Origin of the sequence: Amycolatopsis sp. NPDC006125, from assembly GCF_040614195.1 — a bacterium.
Classification (GTDB): domain Bacteria; phylum Actinomycetota; class Actinomycetes; order Mycobacteriales; family Pseudonocardiaceae; genus Amycolatopsis_E; species Amycolatopsis_E tucumanensis.
On the sequence record NZ_JBEXTZ010000038.1, the window covers coordinates 36,574 to 53,635 of the forward strand.

Annotated in this window: 16 protein-coding genes; 12 read left to right on the plus strand and 4 right to left on the minus strand. The window is 66.3% G+C overall.

The genetic code is table 11. The features are described from left to right. The 4 genes from ABZ193_RS20570 to ABZ193_RS20585 all read left to right on the plus strand — a co-directional run bounded on the left by ABZ193_RS20570 (position 1) and on the right by ABZ193_RS20585 (position 3,066). Positions 1–1,104: a radical SAM protein gene (locus ABZ193_RS20570; protein WP_354711045.1), complete on the plus strand. Its 1,104-nt coding sequence runs from the start codon at positions 1–3 to the stop codon at positions 1,102–1,104. A gap of 30 nt (positions 1,105–1,134) precedes the next feature. Continuing rightward, positions 1,135–1,266, plus strand: a complete 132-nt coding sequence (locus ABZ193_RS20575; protein WP_354711047.1) for a hypothetical protein — start codon at positions 1,135–1,137, stop codon at positions 1,264–1,266. Positions 1,267–1,333: 67 nt separating this feature from the next. After that, entirely contained in the window at positions 1,334–2,215 is an 882-nt protein-coding gene (locus tag ABZ193_RS20580; protein ID WP_354711048.1) for a GNAT family N-acetyltransferase, read from the plus strand. Continuing rightward, positions 2,212–3,066, plus strand: a complete 855-nt coding sequence (locus ABZ193_RS20585) for a hypothetical protein (RefSeq protein ID WP_354711050.1) — start codon at positions 2,212–2,214, stop codon at positions 3,064–3,066. The genes ABZ193_RS20580 and ABZ193_RS20585 overlap by 4 nt, the downstream gene beginning before the upstream one ends. A 146-nt stretch (positions 3,067–3,212) precedes the next feature. Here the strand turns inward: ABZ193_RS20585 and ABZ193_RS20590 are convergent, their stop codons facing one another. Beyond that, positions 3,213–3,542: a hypothetical protein gene (locus ABZ193_RS20590; protein WP_354711051.1), complete on the minus strand. Its 330-nt coding sequence runs from the start codon at positions 3,540–3,542 to the stop codon at positions 3,213–3,215. Between the two features lie 1,159 nt (positions 3,543–4,701). On the opposite strand from ABZ193_RS20590, the gene ABZ193_RS20595 reads away from it, so the two are divergent. The 6 genes from ABZ193_RS20595 (at position 4,702) to ABZ193_RS20620 (ending at position 11,774) form a co-directional block, all read left to right on the plus strand. After that, positions 4,702–5,835 (plus strand): hypothetical protein, encoded by a 1,134-nt coding sequence (locus ABZ193_RS20595; RefSeq protein ID WP_354711052.1) that lies wholly within the window; start codon positions 4,702–4,704, stop codon positions 5,833–5,835. A gap of 8 nt (positions 5,836–5,843) precedes the next feature. Further along, complete coding sequence (locus ABZ193_RS20600) at positions 5,844–6,497, plus strand: hypothetical protein (protein WP_354711053.1); 654 nt, start codon at positions 5,844–5,846, stop codon at positions 6,495–6,497. A gap of 214 nt (positions 6,498–6,711) precedes the next feature. Beyond that, the gene (locus ABZ193_RS20605) at positions 6,712–7,113 is read left to right on the plus strand and encodes a hypothetical protein (RefSeq protein WP_354711054.1); all 402 of its coding nucleotides are present in this window, start codon (positions 6,712–6,714) and stop codon (positions 7,111–7,113) included. A gap of 15 nt (positions 7,114–7,128) precedes the next feature. Then, positions 7,129–8,748 (plus strand): hypothetical protein, encoded by a 1,620-nt coding sequence (locus tag ABZ193_RS20610; protein WP_354711055.1) that lies wholly within the window; start codon positions 7,129–7,131, stop codon positions 8,746–8,748. Between the two features lie 12 nt (positions 8,749–8,760). Next, entirely contained in the window at positions 8,761–9,720 is a 960-nt protein-coding gene (locus ABZ193_RS20615) for a polyprenyl synthetase family protein (protein WP_354711057.1), read from the plus strand. After that, positions 9,717–11,774: a lycopene cyclase family protein gene (locus ABZ193_RS20620; protein ID WP_354711058.1), complete on the plus strand. Its 2,058-nt coding sequence runs from the start codon at positions 9,717–9,719 to the stop codon at positions 11,772–11,774. Before ABZ193_RS20615 ends, ABZ193_RS20620 begins: the two co-directional genes overlap by 4 nt. A gap of 243 nt (positions 11,775–12,017) precedes the next feature. On the opposite strand, the gene ABZ193_RS20625 is transcribed toward ABZ193_RS20620, so the two are convergent. After that, entirely contained in the window at positions 12,018–13,190 is a 1,173-nt protein-coding gene (locus tag ABZ193_RS20625) for a hypothetical protein (protein ID WP_354711060.1), read from the minus strand. A 438-nt stretch (positions 13,191–13,628) separates the two neighbouring features. Next, the gene (locus ABZ193_RS20630; RefSeq protein WP_354711061.1) at positions 13,629–14,492 is read right to left on the minus strand and encodes a LysR substrate-binding domain-containing protein; all 864 of its coding nucleotides are present in this window, start codon (positions 14,490–14,492) and stop codon (positions 13,629–13,631) included. Positions 14,493–14,634: 142 nt separating this feature from the next. On the opposite strand from ABZ193_RS20630, the gene ABZ193_RS20635 reads away from it, so the two are divergent. Then, the gene (locus ABZ193_RS20635; protein WP_354711063.1) at positions 14,635–15,492 is read left to right on the plus strand and encodes an NAD-dependent epimerase/dehydratase family protein; all 858 of its coding nucleotides are present in this window, start codon (positions 14,635–14,637) and stop codon (positions 15,490–15,492) included. Positions 15,493–15,702: 210 nt separating this feature from the next. Continuing rightward, a complete protein-coding gene (locus ABZ193_RS20640; RefSeq protein ID WP_020418550.1) occupies positions 15,703–15,909 on the plus strand; it encodes an RNA-binding S4 domain-containing protein in 207 nt (68 codons plus the stop codon). Between the two features lie 84 nt (positions 15,910–15,993). Here the strand turns inward: ABZ193_RS20640 and ABZ193_RS20645 are convergent, their stop codons facing one another. Next, entirely contained in the window at positions 15,994–16,938 is a 945-nt protein-coding gene (locus ABZ193_RS20645; protein WP_354711065.1) for an NADP-dependent oxidoreductase, read from the minus strand. Positions 16,939–17,062: the final 124 nt, after the last annotated feature.

A 17,062-nucleotide genomic window follows, 5' to 3' on the forward strand; every position in this document is an offset into this window, starting at 1 on the left:
GTGCATGACTTGATCGCCAGTCAGTTCCTCGAGGACTTCCTCCTGCTGCGTCCAGGCAGCCCGAGCGGGGTCAAGATCGGCCCGCGTCGCCACCGCGAGCTGGAACAGGCCGGCACCGGCCGGTGCCCTCAGTGGCTGGTGGACGCTGTCCGGCGCCGCTGGCCCGATCTCGACCTCACCGACCGGCGGGTCGGCGAGGCGGTACTGGTCCGCCCGATCTCACCCTACGGCTACGGGCGGGCGTCGTATGAGCTGAACCTGGGCTGCAACTACGACTGCGAGCACTGCTACCTCGGACTGAAGAGGTTCGAGGGGCTTTCCTGGCCCGATCGGGAGCGGCTGCTGCGCAGCATGCGCGACGCGGGCGTGCTGTGGCTACAGCTGACCGGCGGCGAGCCGCTGATCGACAAACTGTTCCCCGACGTGTATCGGCTGGCGTTCGAGCTGGGCATGATGCTGTCGATCTCCTCCAATGGCTCCCGGCTGCACAACCCCGCCATCCTCGACCTGCTGACCACGCTGCGCCCGTACCGGCTGACGATCAGCGTCTATGGCGCCACGGCCGAGAGCTACGACGGGCTGACCCGCCGCCGCGGCTCGTTCGACAAGTTCCTGCGCGGCCTCACCGCCGCCCACGAAGCCGCCCTGCCGATGAACCTCAACCTGATCGTCACCAACACCAACGCCCACGAAGTCGACGCCATGAAAGCTCTGGCCGAGCGCTTCGACCTGCCCCACCACGTGTTCTCCAACATGTCGCCGACCATCTACGGCGGCGCCGAGTCCCTACCCGCCCAGTCGCAGGAGTACCTGCGCAAACGCAAACCCTTCACCGGCTGCTCGGCCGGGCACACCTTCTTCCACGTCGACCCGCACGGCATGGCCAGCATCTGCAAAGTCGGCCGCGACCCGCAGATCCCCCTCATGACCGAAGGTGTCGAGGGCCTGACCCGGCTCGGCGGGATCGCCGACGCGCTGCTGCTCCGCCAAGGCGGCTGCGCCGGCTGCCAGCTCCAAGGCTCCTGCGGCACGTGCATGCCGCTGGTGCAGCTCTACCGCAAGGCCAAAGCCCCGCTTTCGGCCTACTGCCAACACGGATCCTGACGCCGAAACCTACGGAAGGAGGTGATCGCCGTGACCGCTGTCCTGCTGGAACTGCAGCCCCCGCGCGCCGAGTCCGACGAGCTGGAGTTCGTCGAGGACCTCGACGTGCTGGTCGAGTCCTCGAAGTGCTCCTGCAACGCAGGCGACGACAACCCCTACTGACCCAGCCGGTGGGGTACCGGCGTGTCCGCGCGCCGGTGCCTCACCACGCCGTCCTAGGCTCCAAGCCATGCACCTGCGGGCCGACTGGATGAGCCGGGTGCTGACCGTCCCCTACATACCGGTTCTGGGACCGACGCACCCCGACCTGTGCACCCCCGAGATGTTCACCGAGCTGTTCGCCGACGTGCTGACCGCCAGCCGAGCCGGCGTCGCCCTCCCGTTCGACAAGGACCGGCGCTGGTCACCCGCCAAGGCCGACATGGTGCTCGTCGACGAGATCCTTCACCGCCCGGACCACACGATTATCCCGGTCCTCAGTCGGCGCGGCGGCGGCACGGTGAAGACCTACTTCTACGGCGATTCCCCCGACTTCGACGCGCTACGGGCAGCGACACGTCGCTGGTGTCGCACCTTAGATGCCGCGAGTGGGCGCGTGATCTGGTTCAGCACAAACGTCACCGGCCAGGGGAACCACACCCGCGTGCTCCTCAAGGACTTCAACCACCCAGCACCCGAACCTCCGAGAGGACCGGCGGTGACCGATCTCGACGACTGCGACCTCGAGGTCGCCGCCACCTTCACCGCGTTCGCCACGGCGATGGCTCACCACGGCTTCGACTTCCTGCGCCAGCGACGCGACGCTGGCCACCCGGATGGGCCGATCCTCGTCACCCAAGCTGACCGGCACGTCGTCGGCGCGATCGGGCCGCTGACGATCATGCCCGACCGGTCCGGCCGAGAGATGCTGCTGCCACAGTACTTCGGCGTCGTGCCCGGACACCGCGGCCACGGACATGGGCGTGCCCTCTGGCGCGCCGTCGAACGATGGGCCGCTGAACACCGCGCTGATTATCAACTCCTCCAGGCCCGCACTGGAGGCGCATCCGACCAGCTATTCCAGTCCGAAGGACTCCGTCCGCTCGGCTATGTCAGCACCGTGCCCGCATGACTCCCACACCGAACCCGTCCGCCGCCCACGCGATGATCCCGGCTACCCCGCGCACCCAGTGGCACCAGCTGCCGGCGGCCGTCCGCGCCGCGGTCGAACAGCACACCGGCCGGGTACACCGCGGCGAAACGATCAGCGCAGGCCTCAACGCAGCTTTCACCGCCCGCCTGCACGCCGAAACCGGCCTCATCTTCGCCAAAGGAACACCCAGCGCCAAGGCCGCCGCGCAACGCCGAGAAGCCTTCATCAACCCCTACGCCCAGCCCATCGCGCCACGCCTGCGCTGGCACATTGACATCGCCGGGTGGCACATCCTCGGGTTCGAACACCTCGACGGCCACCCTGCCGACCTCTCCCCCGGCTCAGCCGACCTCCCCGCCGTCACCCGGATGCTCACCCACCTCACCAAACTGAAGGCCCCCACGACCGGATGCCGACGCATCGAAGACCGCTGGGCCGACGCCGCTCTACAGGCCGGCGTCGACCCGACCCTGCTCGCCGGCGACCACCTGCTGCACACCGACCTCAACCCACACAACATCCTCATCACCAACTGCGGCGCGCGGCTCGTCGACTGGTCCTGGCCCACGCTCGGCGCCCCCTGGATCGACACCGCCTGCACCACACTCTGGCTCATCGCCGAAGGACACACCCCAGCGGACGCTGAGCGTTGGGCATCCACCCACCCCGCCTGGTCGACAGCGCCGTCAGAGGCGATCGACACCTTCACCGCGTCCAGCGCTGCACTCTGGAATCAGATCGCCTCCAGTGAACCGCGCCCCTGGAAGCTCCGGGTACGCGACGCCGCAGCAACGTGGGCGCAGCACCGCGTGAGGCCGAGGCCGACGTAATACCCTACGAACCGAACCTGCCGACTCGTTGTCGCCGCCGGCGTTGTAGTCCCACAACTGGACGACCGTGCCGTCGATCGTATTAAGGTCTGCATCGAGGTAACGGCCGCTGGCGTCGTTCTGCAACCGATAATAGCCCTAAGGAATTATTTTCCAGATTTATCATGACGTGGTGCGCTGGTCGGGTCGCACGTCCACCAGTGCACTGTCGTTCCGTTCGCGTTGATCGTGTCGGCATCGGCTTCAAGGCAACGACTCGTGTTGAAGACCGGACCGAGCACGTAAGCCTGTTCATCAACGGCGGTCGTGATGACATCGTCTTCCGTCGGCCCGGGTTGCGCTGGACGCAACGTTAGACCCGATACGGGCGCCATTTCCGCCCTGGTGGGCGTCGCGTCGATGTTTGGCGCCAGCCACACCGGAAGCAAGCTCGCCAGCAAGGCCGCGGTTGCCCCCGACCGTTCGAATCTCATCATGATCTCCCAGGTTCCGGTTCACCCACGGTAAGTGACTGCGTAATCGTTACCTGATGCTCCCTGGCCCTTACTCGAAACAAAATACCGTTGTCAAGTAACGGTTGTGTGCACCGGCCGCGTGGCAGCTGCGACACAGGTACGCAACCGTGTGTTGACCGAACAGCGGGCGCTACTCCAACGGTGTGAACATGAACTTGTGGTAGCTAAGTGCTTCCGGGGCGCCGTTGAGCGTGGTTAAAGTGTCGACGTCTGGATGTGCCTGACACATCCGCTTCTGGGGAGGGGCATCAATGATTGTTGTTCATCAGATAAACCACCTGACATTGGACGTGTGCGTCGCACGAGTGCCGGCAGACCCGGCACCGCGGCGGCAGCGAGACGCTGCACACTGTGGACCTTTGTCGTTTTGCCGAGTGCAGCACTGACACTGCAGTTACATCCCGTTGGCCGGATAGCGCGATATCACGACCGTAAATCGAAGCCGAGGGCTAAAGCTGCACGTCCATCTGACACCTCTTGAGCGAAGTGTCAGGCCGTCGTTCGAGAATCCGAGGTACGCCATCTCGCGGCCAAGCTTGACGGCTGAAACAGGCCTACGATATTGGCTCCAACCAACCGGACATTTCCATCATACCGGCTCTGCGCACAACGCAAAACTGTCCAATTGGCGTGTCGCACAGAAGAGCCAGGTCGACGCAACCCCCGGCGGCACGTAACTCGGTGACGCTGAACGGGCGAACACCTTGTATCGCGTTCGCAGCCGAGGTCGAGGTTGCTGAGCCGAACGTGCAACACCCTGCATCGTTCGACGACCTCAGACGAATCGTGGCGAACACCGGGTTTTCAGTTTACCGCGTGATCTAGATCACGCGTGTATGCCCAGCTTGCCTGAAGGGAAGAAATGCTGATGTTTAGTACTGCACGAAGACGAAGTTACTTCCTTGTCCTAGCGTCAATGGCCCTTCTAGTGCTCACTAGTTCTGCACTGGTCTTCTCCTACAAGGCCGACGCAGAACCGACATCAGTCAGAATAGCTGACAACGCCAATAACCCGCACACCACCTGCACGCCAGGAGAGCGACCCGGCGAACGATTTTGTGCCAGAGTGACCCACCTGCGGGGTACGAAGCCCGGAACCGACAAACAAGGCTCAGCGCCAATGTCGGTCGCCGCGATCATTGGACCCGTCGCTTGCCAGTTCGAGGAAGGCCAATGGTACGTGGAGAACCCCGACCGGTTCACCACCTGCTCGAACACGATCTGGGAACTGTTCACCACCGTGACCGAGAACGGCGTGACCACGGTGACCGGTTCGATGAACCTCGAGAACCACCAGTGGGCGCAATTCTCATGGAATAGTTTGTCGTGGGGTCATGCAGCCCGCGTGACGGTGCAGAAGGCGGGCGTCGGCACGCTGGCTGGCGGGGTGCGCGCTCGAGTGGATCCCTTGTGCCGGGACAGCTCGGTGTCGAGATGCACGGCGGTCGCCCTGTCGCAACCCGATGACGGACGTCTGATCACTCTCGCCGCCGACAGTGTGTATGAGGTCACATGGACCGAGACGGACACGAGCATAGTGTCTACCGACGGCGAAGCTGTCCTGGTACGCCCTGACCTCGGAATCCGCATCTCCGGGCCGGCGAAGTTCCCCAATGTGCAGGCGTGGTCATTCATCGATGACTACCTGAACGGACGGTGTGACGCCCGCACCTCAAGCACCGGCAGCAATGTGTCCCGAGGCTGTGTCAATCATGCGTTCACACCCACCTTGAACCTTTCGAGGGCTACGAGTGGCGCCTCCGCCGGAATGGTGGCCTGGGCTCAGGAGCAATTGAACTGGCATCCCGGTCTGCAAGGACGAGGCGGGCCGCTGCACTACAAGCGCTACTACGACCAGGACCGACGAATCATGTGTGGCTCGTTCAAGCAGGACGAGGCCATGAACCTGGCGCTGGAGTCTTACAGCCCGCCTGATAATCCCGCTCAGAGGGTCGTCGACTCCTGCGACGAATATTCCTTCGCCGCCACGCGCGAGAACCCGGCAAGCAGCGGCGGGATCGACGATGGCGCGGAGTGTGCTCAGCTTACAGCGGTGCAAACCGGATCCACGGGCGTCCTGGCTGCAGACTGGTCTGATGTCGTGCCGGTTGGTACTCCGACCAGGACCGAGCTGTGCGTCCGAGCGCATGTGCCCAGTCTGCTCAACTATCGGGCTGGTAGCGATTTCGGCAACCTTGTGCGCGGCGCCCGACTCATCGACACTGATCCTTTCTGGGTCGCTGTCGGCGCTTAGAGTCGTGGATGGCCACAGCGCAGAGGGGCAGAAGGGCGGCCGAGATGACGGACAATGACCTATCTCCCGAGACAGCTGGTCAGGACGACTGGGCGTGGGTAATCGAGCATCCCACGGTCTTCGACGACGACGGGCGGATGAGCTTCATCCACGGCATCACGCCGGACGACGTCTTCGCGGCCTACGGTGTCCCACCCGCAGCGGTCCGTGAGATGACGCTGCTCGAGAGCTGGGGTTACGACACCTCCGCCGACGCGGAGACCGCATGCGTGCGGGTTGCGCTCAGCGGTGAGTGGGTGGTGGTGATGGAGCCGGTCCGGGCAGGATCACTTCCCACGGAGCCCTTGGGCCGTGCGGCCGTCAACCACGACTTCGTGACGGTCACCTGCAATGAAATGGGTCCAAACCAAGTCAGCTGTCACTCACCCGACGGTCGCAGTGCGGTCTTTCTCCTGAATCAGCCCTATTACTCGCTGGCTGGACCCTCTCGGGAGTATTTCGACAGGCTCATGCACGAAGTCGGGCTACTCCCGGTGCCGACGCCGTACTCGACACGCGAAGAGGTGGTCCTGGCGCTGGCGATGATGTCGCGGGAGTTCGGTTTCACCCTAAGTCCAGAAACCGTTCGAGGCCCGCTACCGACCGCCCTACTACCCGGTTAACCGGGGCCCGAAGTTTCTTAGACCTGACAGAACGTTTGGAGCGAATATGTCGGATTTCTCGTCCCGACAGGGCCCGTCCCCCGGTCGAGGTTCAACCGGCAGGCTGAACCGGCGGTGGTTCTTGGGAGCTGTTGGAACCAGCGCGGTCGCCGGCGGAGCCCTCATCGCCCCCGCAGCCGTAGCCGAAACGTCCGGGGCACTGACCGCGGATCAGGTGCGTGTCCTGCTAGCGATCGCTCGCACCGGCGCGGTGTTTCCGGTCCCGTTCCCGGACAACGGCGAGCCGGGCCCCGCGACCACGCGGGCGACCGAGCCCCGCCTGCAGACCGCCTACGCCCGCGTCGAACCGGCGAGGCAGTCCGACGTGCACCAGGCGACCACCACTCTGCTTATCGCGAACATCAACTTTGAAGACCAGAACGACGTTCTGAGGACCCTGGCGGAGCAGTACGCCGCGCAGGATTCGACTGCGAGAAGGGCGATCACGGCGGCCGTCGCCGTTGCGGTCACGACCATCTCGCCGAAGTTCGATCCCAACAGCGACGCTCAGGCTCGCGTCTGGCTGCTGGGTCTGCGGATCCTCAACGACAGACATTATTTCGCTCGCGCCAGATGAGGAGCTGACGAGATTATGAAACCTACGAACGTACACATCGCCTCCGAGGTGCGGGAAAAGCTCAAGCTGGGGAAGAAGCAGATCCTCACCGACTACGGGGATGACCCGAACGTCACCGGCGCCGGGGTCAGCTTGCGCCGCCGGAACAACCAATGGACCGACGAACCAGTGGTCGTCGTTCTGGTGCAGAAAAAGCGCGTCGAAAACCTGGTCTCGCGGCGGCGTCTCCTTCCGAAGTCGCTCAATATCGAGGGCGAAACGTGGGGCGTGGACGTGGTTCAGGCTGGTCCGTTTCGCAATAGCACTCTGCGCGACAACGCTCCTGATTACGCGAAGACGCCAGTCACCACCGCCGCCACTGGTGATCCAGCTATCACCGAATTCATGCGACCGGTGCGCCAGGGCGCAGGAATCTCCAATCTTCGTGACGGGCGCGCTGTCGGTACAATGGGCTGTTACGTCAGGGACAACACTGACGAAACCATCTGCATCCTGTCCAACAATCACGTCATCGCCCGGCTCAACCAGGGTGTTCCTGGTGACCCTGTACTGCAACCGGGCGGTTACGATGGCGGCACCGCCGCCGACCAGGTCGCGACGCTCAAACGCTTCGTGCCGCTCACCGAGCGTTCTACCGTCGACGCCGCCATCGCGCAACTGAACAACCAGAGTGCCTCCACCGAGCTGGTGGCGCGTGATCTCATGCAGCAGATCACCCGCAACCATCCCGTCGTCGGTATGGCGGTTTCCGGAGACGCGATGGGAAACTGCTTCCTCACCCGCATGGACGCCACAATCGCGGCGTTGAACGTGCGTCCGCTGGTCAGTAGGCCCGTCGGCCCGGGTGGTGGCGCCGTGGCGGGAGTCGTCGCGCCAGACCTGTTCATCAACATTGAGAAGGTCGGCCGCACCACCGGCTACACGTCGGCCAGCATCGTCGGCGTCGACATGGACATCTTTGTCGACACCGAGGGCCCGCTCGGGATTGTGCAGTATGAGGACTGCTTTTGGACGCTGTTCTTCCACTGGGCCGGAGACTCCGGTTCAGTGGCGTGCCTAGGAGGCAACGGGAACCTTCCGCTGTTCATCTTCCTGTACTTCCTGCCCTGCATGATGCTCGCTTCGCTGGAGAGTTACTACGACATCCCCGTAACCCAGGACGAAGCACTGTCGGACAAGCTCCGCGACGACTTCCTCGCCCAGACGCTCGTCGGCCGGCTGATGATATCCACCACCTACGTCAACACCGAGGTCGTCCAGAACCGGCTCGCCTCCCGCGAAGGCCAGGACCACTCAGGCGAACAGGCCTACGCGCAGTCCTACTACGCGCAGTACCACGACTTCGTCGCCACACTCCTCAACGACCCCAACTCCGCCGAGGTCGTCACCCACGAGCAACTCGAGGACGTCGCAAACATCATCTGGGGCCTGTACTCGACCGGCACCTTCACCTACGAAGAATATGCCTGTGCACAGAATCTCCTGGCGTACGTCCTCGTGCCGACCGAAGGCATGAACCGGTCCCAGATCATCGACTATCTCAACCAAACCGACACCTACCAGACCGTGTACGACCTGATCTCCCAGGTACCCACCATTGAGGTCATCGGACCGATCTCGACCGACCACAACTAGGAACCCACTCGCGTGTCGACCGATGTCTCCTTTCCTTCTCAGTCCCAGGAATTCTCCGACCGCGTCACCAACCGGCTACGTTACCTCGCCCGCGGGATACCGGCGAACCTGCAGCCTGCCGTGACGACACTGCTCGACCGGCCTGGGAAACGTCTGCGGACACACCTGCTCTACACCTGCGCCGGATTCGGGGCGTCCGCGCCGGGCAGGCTGGAACGCGCCGCAGCAGTGGTGGAGCTGATGCACGTCGCTTCTCTGCTGCACGACGACATCGTCGACTGTGCGGCGGAGAGGCGTGGCGTGCCCGCCGCCCACGCGCGCTACGGGCCGCAAATCGCGGTCCTGGCCGGGCTCGCATGCTTTTCCGCCGCAGGTATGGAAGCCGCCGATCTAGGACCAGGGGCGTATCGGGTCGTCACCCGCGCCGCGGCACGCCTGGCGCATGGACAGGTGCTCGACCTCGAACGAGCCTTCGACACCCAACTGGATATCGAGGACTACGTGGAACTCGCCGCGAGCAAGACCGGCGAACTGTTCGGACTGTGTGCCCACCTCGGCGCGGCCGAAGCACGCTGCCGCCCGGAAATCCTGCGCACCGTCGTCACCGTTGCGCGGCACGCCGGAGTGGCCTTCCAGATCCTCGACGACTGCCTCGACATCGAAACCGCCACCACCGGTAAACCCCACGGCACCGATCTGCTGCGCGGCCTGCTCGGCGCCCCGGTCGTGCTCGCCCTGGCCGCGGACAGCGCACGCACCCTTCAGCGCAACCTCCTCGACCCTGACCTCACCGACTCCGGTCTTCCTGCCCTCGCCAACCAGGTCGAGCGACTCGGAGGCCTCGCCGCAGCACACGCCCTCGCCACCGAACGCCTCAATGCGGCCAACGCGGAGCTGAACAATCTGCCCGAGAGCCCCGCCCGCGCAGCCCTACACGCACTCCTTGCCAGCCTGGAGAACCCACCAGCATGACCGCCACCCCAGCCCACGCCGAAACCACCGTCGCGGTACTCGGCGCTGGACCATCCGGTACGACCGCCGCGCTCGCCCTAGCCCGCCGCGGCCACCACGTGACCCTCATCGGGCCACCACCCTCCCACGCGGACCGGCGCATTCTGCTGTCCGGCTCGGCTATCGCAGCCCTGTCCAGCCTCGACATCGACCTGGCCGCGGTCCCCGGAGCCCGGCAGATACACCGAATCCGGCTGGCGACACGAGCGAATCAACCGGTCGAATCCCTAGATTTCCCCGGACTCACAATCGGCGACCATCAACTCCGTGCAACCCTTGTTGACGCCGCTCGCTCCGCCGGCGCCACCTGCGTCGAGGACTCCGTCACGACGATCACACCGGCAGACCAGGGCGCTGACCTCGCACTGGCCTCCGGACGACGCTTTCGCACCCGGCACGTGGTCGACGCCCGAGGTCACAACGACTCGGCGAACAAGCTGGACAGCGCCCATAACGTTGGGATGAGGTGGGCGAGCACCCAAACCTTCCACACGAACGCACCCCTGAACTCACCCGTCCTACACCTGGCCATCCCCGCCCAGCACACGCCGGACCAGACGCCGTTCGCGGTCTGGCTGATACCCGCCCACGACAACGCCGTCACCATCACCATCATCCACAACCGCCAAACCGTCCCTACCGACGAACAAGCACTCAAGCTCGCGTTGGACCAACTCGACCTCCACACCACGACCCCACCCGGCCTGACACCCGCCAACTCGGCCTCCGGCGGCCCGCTCGCCACCACCTACAACCCCGCCACCATTACCATCGGGCCTGCGCTACCAGTAGGCGACGCCGCAGGCCTGGTCAACCCGTTCACCGGCGAGGGGATGAGCTACGCCCTCGACAGCGGCCGCCATGCCGCCACCGCCATTACCACACACCCCACCGACGCCGCCAACAGCTATTCACGAGCATTGGAACGCTCGTTCGTCGGCTACTTCGAAACCTCGCGGCACGCCGTACGCCGCTACCAGCTGGCCTGGCGCGTGCTCGCTGCCGCAGCCCACAATGACCACCCCTTCATCGCCAAGACCCGCCGTGCGATCCTGCTCCCCGAAGGCGTCACCGGCCTCGCCGATGTCGCCCGGCTCGATCTCGACGATGCCGACACACTCCCCCTGAAGCCATTCTTGCTGGCCTGCGACGAGGTACTCGCGTCCACGGTCCGTCACGACTGGCCTTTTCTCGCCCGCATGCTGCTCAGTGACATCGGCGATACGCGACGTCGGCTCCGACCCGCGATCCTATTCGCCGGCGCCACCCTCACCAACGGACACACTCCCGACCCCAGTCACGCGACCCTCGTCGCCGCGGTCGAACTGGCCAGCCTTGCCGCCCTCACGTTCCTCACCACCGCACGCGCCCCGACCACGTGCCTCCGCGGCATCGACTGGGCCACCACCACGGTCATCCTCGCCGGGGACTACCTCCTGGCCGAAGCATCCCGACTCGTCGCCGCACACAGCCCCGCCTACTCCTTCTCCTTCGCCGAATGGCTCGACGACCTCGTCGCGTTCCGCTCGAGCGGTGACGCCATCACCGCAGCCGGGATCGACATCTTCGAAACTCTCTACGAATTCCCCGCCCGCCTCGGTGCCGACATCGCACAGTGCGACGCGCAGCACGGACAAGCCCTTCGCGACTACGCTCGCCACACCGGGCGCACATTCCTCCACGGCGAAGAAGTCCTCGCACTACAACACCAACGCACCCGCCTCGACACCACACTCGACACCTTGATCCGCCACCACATCAGCGCAATCCCGTCGAGCGCCCTCCACGACAACGACGAACGCCGCCGCCAGTACCACCGGCAGATCAAAGCCTGCAAGTCCGAACACGCCCACGTCCACGACCATCTCCGACGCCTCCCGGACAACAACGGAGGGCGCCTGCTCGCCGCCTTCCTAGATGCGGCCGCCACACCCGGTCTCGCTGGCCTTAACCGCCCTGCTTCCGGATGCTCGTTCAATAAGTCTCGCCAGCCTGATCACCGGCCCACCAGATGATGGAGAGTCGTGCACGAGCTTCGAGCGCAGCACCGCAACGGGGTTGAGTATTCAAGACCTACCAAACTCATCAGCCAGCCAGCCAGCCGGAGGAGGACCAGCGCCCCTCGAATGATCTGCGGCAGGCCAAGCCCACGCGCGGCGGAGATCTGGGACGCCGAGCATCGGCGCTGGAGAACCTGCGAGGCGACCACCGCGCTCGCGCACGTCGGGAAGCGACGCGGCTGCGTGAACCTCGAAAGTTCAGGCCATGTGTCGTGGGAACGCTTCCCCGACCGGCCAGTCCTGGCCAAGGCGGACCGCAGTACGGGCAGGGGTGGCAGCCGGCTTTTGATCGATCTCGTCCCTAACGAGCCGGGCGCTTGCCCACGTCGGAAGGATCGGAGCCGGGATCGACCTCGGATCGTTGCTATGCCATAGAACGGGAGTGACCGTAGCCCAGGTCCAGGGCGCCGGGTTGTCGACGACGAGCACCCCGCTAACCCGGTGGTGACCGTTGTCGCGGAGAGGGGACCAGTAGCCGTCGGAAAGCCGGCTGAACGTGGAGCCGTTCCCGGTGTGGGCGTACTCGACCGAACTCCCGTAGAGCGAGGTCACGATGTCCTCGTCGTCAGGGAACAGCGCCGCCTGCCCCAAGGCGACGACGAACGGCAGCGCAAGGTCGCCGTACTTCCCGCCCTTCCTTTTCACCGCGTTAAGCACGTGGTCTGATCTGTCGCGCATCCAGATCATCGGATAGATGCCGATCGCCCTGGCCGAACGCCGCCGTGCACCGGGACTACGTGGCATCGCCGTGAACGACAACGACCATCCGGCCTCCTGCCAGATATGACTCGGCAAGGGGACCTGGCGCTGCTCGTAGTCGGCCTGGATCTGATCGGGGTCCAAGCCGCCCAGCCATCGCGCAAGCTCAGACTTCAACCCCCTCTGCGGTGGCTCCGCCGACCCGACGCGAACGATCGAGACCGACAGGAAGAAATTGGGGCTCGGCACACTGTTGATGGCATCGAGCAGTCGGCCCGACATCGCGTCCTGCGTAGGGTCCCCGATACGCTGTGATGTCCAGATCGCCTCGAGGACGAACTGCTCACCATCGTGAGTCACCAGGAAGTCCGGGTACTTGCCCCGGGTACCAACCGCCTGCTCGACCTCCACGGTGCAGCCGGAACCGAGCAACATCTCGTGCAGGTACAACTCCCACAACGCGGAAAACACGTTCGAGCCGGAGTTCCGATCCAGCAACCGACTGCGGACACCAGACCGCGCCTGATCCGGAAGGTGAGACCACCACTCGTTGATCACGTCGCGAACTTGATCCCAGTACGCCCCGGCCACCCGATCGAGAAACGCAGCCTGCGACTCCGCCGCCCGTTTAGGGGACGAATCACGCCGGTGTCGACTCGGGTAGACGGTCATGGTCACCGAGGATAAAAGGTGCAGGGCCGGTAACCCCGTTTCAACTCGCCAGGGTCGGCGCTGAGCACACGGTCTCGCCCGGCGAGGACCGCTCGAACGCGGGGTCCGATCAGAACAAGGGCCGAGTTCACTACTCTCACGTTGCCGCCTCCTGCGGACGCTTCCGACGCTCCATCACCATCGGCACCCGCGCCTCGAGGACGAGCGGCCGCTCCCCCAGCGCCGCGGACCACGACCCGGCGGTGCCGCGCACGTCAGCAGCGCCGAAACCGGTGTGCATCTGGGTGGAGCCGCCCCGGGGGCACTTCGCTTGACGTGACACGAATGGCCCCTCACTTGGGAGACCTCGTGCCGGGCCGATCGCGTCTTCTCCGGGCTACTCCGGGTCGACCCTGCCCCCTGTTCGCCCCCGGAAGCCGACCGGAGTGCTTGCCGAGACTAGGGCGCCAGGTTTGCCGCGGCGGCGAGGAAAGCGTCGATCAGCGGCGACCGGCGCGTCGCGAGCCAAGCCAGGCACACCTGGTTCGGCCCGATGTCCTCGACCGGGATGCCGATGACGTCCGGGCGGGTGTAGAACGTCGCCGTCGACAGCGGGATGACGCTGATCCCCGCTCCGGCGGCGACGAGTTCCAGCTTCTCTTCGACACTGTTGATGCGAGGCACTTCGGGGCGGTCCGGCTTGCGCAGTTCGAGGGCGATGTCCCGCCACTCCGGGACCGCGTCGGGGTCCTGCAGCAGGTGCTCGTCGGCGAGTTCGGTGACCGACACGGACTCCTTGCCCGCCAGCCGGTGCCCGGCGGGCACCATCACGACGCGGGGTTCGGTGAACAGCGGCCGCACGGTCAGCCCGCGCTGGTCGATCGGCAGTCTGACGATGCTCACGTCCACGCGGCCGTCGTGGACGACCTCCACCTGATCGTGCCAGCTGGTGCGCAGCAGCCGGACGCTGACGTCCGGCCGCCGCCGGGCCAGTACCTGCACCGCGGGGGTGACCACGATGCCCGGCATGAACCCGACGGTGAGCACCGGTTTCGCCTCGGCCGCGGCCGAGACCCTCCGGTGCACGGCTTCGGCCGTCGCCAGCAGGCCCCGGGCATCGGCCAGGAGCTGTTCGCCCGCCGCGGTGAGGACCGTGCTCCGGCGGTCGCGGACGAACAGCGGCGTCTTCAGCTCGTCTTCGAGGGCGCGGATCTGGCGCGACAACGCCGGCTGGGCGATGTGCAGCCGCGCCGCTGCCCGCCCGAAGTGCAGCTCTTCGGCCACCGCGACGAAATATCGCAGCTTCCGCAAGTCGAAGTCCACGCTGAGGCACCTCCCGCTCCCGCCCATCATCGCAGGTCTGTGATGCCGTCACGGCATCACAGCGCGCGGAACGGGTCTTGGACGCACCCCGGGTGCCCGGGTCACCGTGGAGGAGGAACGGAACACGAGTGATGGGACAGTGATGAAGATCTTCCTCACGGGCGGCTCGGGCTACATCGGCCGCGCGACGATCGGCGAGCTGGTTCGGCAAGGGCACACCGTCGAGGCGCTCGCGCGCAGCGAGCGTGCGGAGGCGGCCGTGGTCGCCGCCGGGGCGAGCGCGGTCCGCGGTGACCTGACCGACCTCGACGTGCTCAACCAGGCAGCGGCGCGGGCACAAGCGGTGATCCACCTCGCTCAGGCCACCAGCGGCGAGGAGGACCTGGCGGCGGCCACCGCGATGCAGGACGGCGTCGGGGGCGGCACCTACGTGCACACCGGCGGCAGCTGGGTCTACGGCGACACCGACGGGGTCCAGGACGAAACCGCACCGTGGAACCCACCGGCCATCGTGGCCTGGCGGCAGGCCGTCGAGAACGCGGTGCTGGCCCGGGCCGCCGACGGCGGACGGCCGGTCATCGTCCAGCCCGGCCTGCTCTACGGGGGCGACAACCGCCTGATCGACATCTTCTTCGTCCAGCCGGGGAAGGAAAGCGGCGCGATCCCCTACATCGGCGACGGCGGCAACCACTGGGCCCTGATCCACCTCGACGACCTCGCCCGGCTGTACGTGGCGGCGTTGACGGCTCCGGCGGGCTCGGTGTACCTCGGCGTGGGCGGCGTCAACCCGACGGCCAAAGAGGTCGCCGAGGCGTGCGCTCGCGGCGCCGGGCTCGACGGGAAGACCGTCTCCCTGTCCCTGGACGAGGCCCGCGACCGGATGGGCCCGATCGCCGACGCGTTCGCCCTCGACCAGCAGCTCACCTCGGCCAAGGCGCAGCGTGAGCTGGGCTGGACGCCCGCGCACACCGATCCGCTGTCCGAGTTCGCCGCGGAATGAGCCGGGAATGGACCGCGAAGCGGTGCTGTAGTCCGAAGTGGAGCGTGCACGCGAGTCACGGCCACTGCTGGTGATGCTGCACGGCTGGAGCTACGACGAGACGCACCTGTACCGGCGCCTCGATGGTCTCCAGCCACGACAGCATCGTTGTGAGCGTGAGGATGCACGGTGCACCGCGCTGGGCCGGCGGGCGTGCGGGACAATGGCGTTATGCGCGAGATCGCCACCAGTGATGGGTCCATCCGGCTCGGTCAGTTCCTCAAGCTCGCCAACGTGGTCGAGTCCGGGTCCGATGCCCGGTCACTCCTGGAGGACGGGCAGGTCCAGGTCAACGGCGAGGTCGAGGAGCGCCGGGGACGGCAGCTGCAGCGTGGCGACGTCGTGACCGTCGGCGGCGACGAACTGCGCGTGGGATAGGCGAGCTCCGGAAGGATCCGGGCTCGGACAAGGCGGCGTGGCGCCGTCGTCCGCGGTCGCGTGGTGATCGCGACCGGGAGGGCGTCAGGCGGCGGGGGGAAGGACGACGACCTTGCCGTGCACCGCGCCCTCGGCGGCTCGCGCGTGCAGCGCAGGCAGCTCGGCCAGGGGCACCCGCTCCGCGACGTCGACGCGCAGGTCGCCGCGGTCGATCAGCGTCACCAGCGACGCCAGTTGTTCCGCGTCGCTGCGGACGAAGAGGTCGATGCCGCGCACGCCGCGTTCCTCGTCGCCCGGCGCGGGCATCCACACGGTCGTGTTGACCAGGACGCCACCCGGCCGGACCAGGGTGACCAGCGCGGCGAGTGCGGCCGGGTCGACCGGGGCGAGGTTCAGCACGACGTCCACCGGCTCGGTCACCGCGTCGGTGACGCTCGTGGTGGTGTGATCGATGACCTCGTCCGCACCGGCAGCCTTGACCGCCGCGCTGCTGCGCCCGCCGGCGATCGCGACGACATGCGCCCCGGCGCCTTTGGCCAGCTGCACGGCGTAACCGCCGACCGCTCCCCCGGCGCCGTTGATCAGCACCCGCTGCCCGGCCACCAGCGAGCCGTGGTCGAACAGCGCCTGCCGGGCGGTCAGCCCCACCACCGGCAGCGCCGCGGCGTCAGCCAGCGGGACGCTCTTCGGCGCGGGCGTCAGGACCCCGGCCGGGGCGAGCGCGTACTCCGCGGCCGCGCCCGGCTCGTCCATCGGCAGGAAACCGATGACCTGGTCGCCGACTGCGAGGCCGTCGACACCCTCCCCCAGCGCGTCGACCGTGCCCGCGACGTCGAGGCCGGGGGTGTGCGGCAGCCGCACCGGGATGGGCCCCTGCATGAAGCCACCGCGGATGTTGCCGTCGACGGAGTTGAACGACGTCGCCGCCACCCGGACCCGGACCTGCCCGGCCGCGGGAACCGGCAGGTCCACGTCCTCGTAACGCAGGACGCCGGGGTCGCCGTACTCGTGGAAACGCACTGCCTTCATCGGGGTTCTCCCTTTCGATCGTCTTGCTTCGACTTCGAAGCAACTGGAAGCGACAGTACCCCCGCTTCGAATTCGAAGCAAGTGACGCGGCTCACCGGGAGCCGGCGGTCACGGGATCAGCGGC

Bases quoted from the DNA above. Each gene is read 5' to 3' on its own strand.
- ABZ193_RS20585 (WP_354711050.1), top strand. From the start codon at position 2,212: ATGACTCCCACACCGAACCCGTCCGCCGCCCACGCGATGATCCCGGCT.
- ABZ193_RS20625 (WP_354711060.1), bottom strand. From the start codon at position 13,190: ATGACCGTCTACCCGAGTCGACACCGGCGTGATTCGTCCCCTAAACGG.
- ABZ193_RS20610 (WP_354711055.1), top strand. From the start codon at position 7,129: ATGAAACCTACGAACGTACACATCGCCTCCGAGGTGCGGGAAAAGCTC.
- ABZ193_RS20640 (WP_020418550.1), top strand. From the start codon at position 15,703: ATGCGCGAGATCGCCACCAGTGATGGGTCCATCCGGCTCGGTCAGTTC.
- ABZ193_RS20620 (WP_354711058.1), top strand. From the start codon at position 9,717: ATGACCGCCACCCCAGCCCACGCCGAAACCACCGTCGCGGTACTCGGC.
- ABZ193_RS20635 (WP_354711063.1), top strand. From the start codon at position 14,635: ATGAAGATCTTCCTCACGGGCGGCTCGGGCTACATCGGCCGCGCGACG.
- ABZ193_RS20590 (WP_354711051.1), bottom strand. From the start codon at position 3,542: ATGATGAGATTCGAACGGTCGGGGGCAACCGCGGCCTTGCTGGCGAGC.
- ABZ193_RS20580 (WP_354711048.1), top strand. From the start codon at position 1,334: ATGCACCTGCGGGCCGACTGGATGAGCCGGGTGCTGACCGTCCCCTAC.
- ABZ193_RS20595 (WP_354711052.1), top strand. From the start codon at position 4,702: ATGTCGGTCGCCGCGATCATTGGACCCGTCGCTTGCCAGTTCGAGGAA.
- ABZ193_RS20600 (WP_354711053.1), top strand. From the start codon at position 5,844: ATGGCCACAGCGCAGAGGGGCAGAAGGGCGGCCGAGATGACGGACAAT.
- ABZ193_RS20645 (WP_354711065.1), bottom strand. From the start codon at position 16,938: ATGAAGGCAGTGCGTTTCCACGAGTACGGCGACCCCGGCGTCCTGCGT.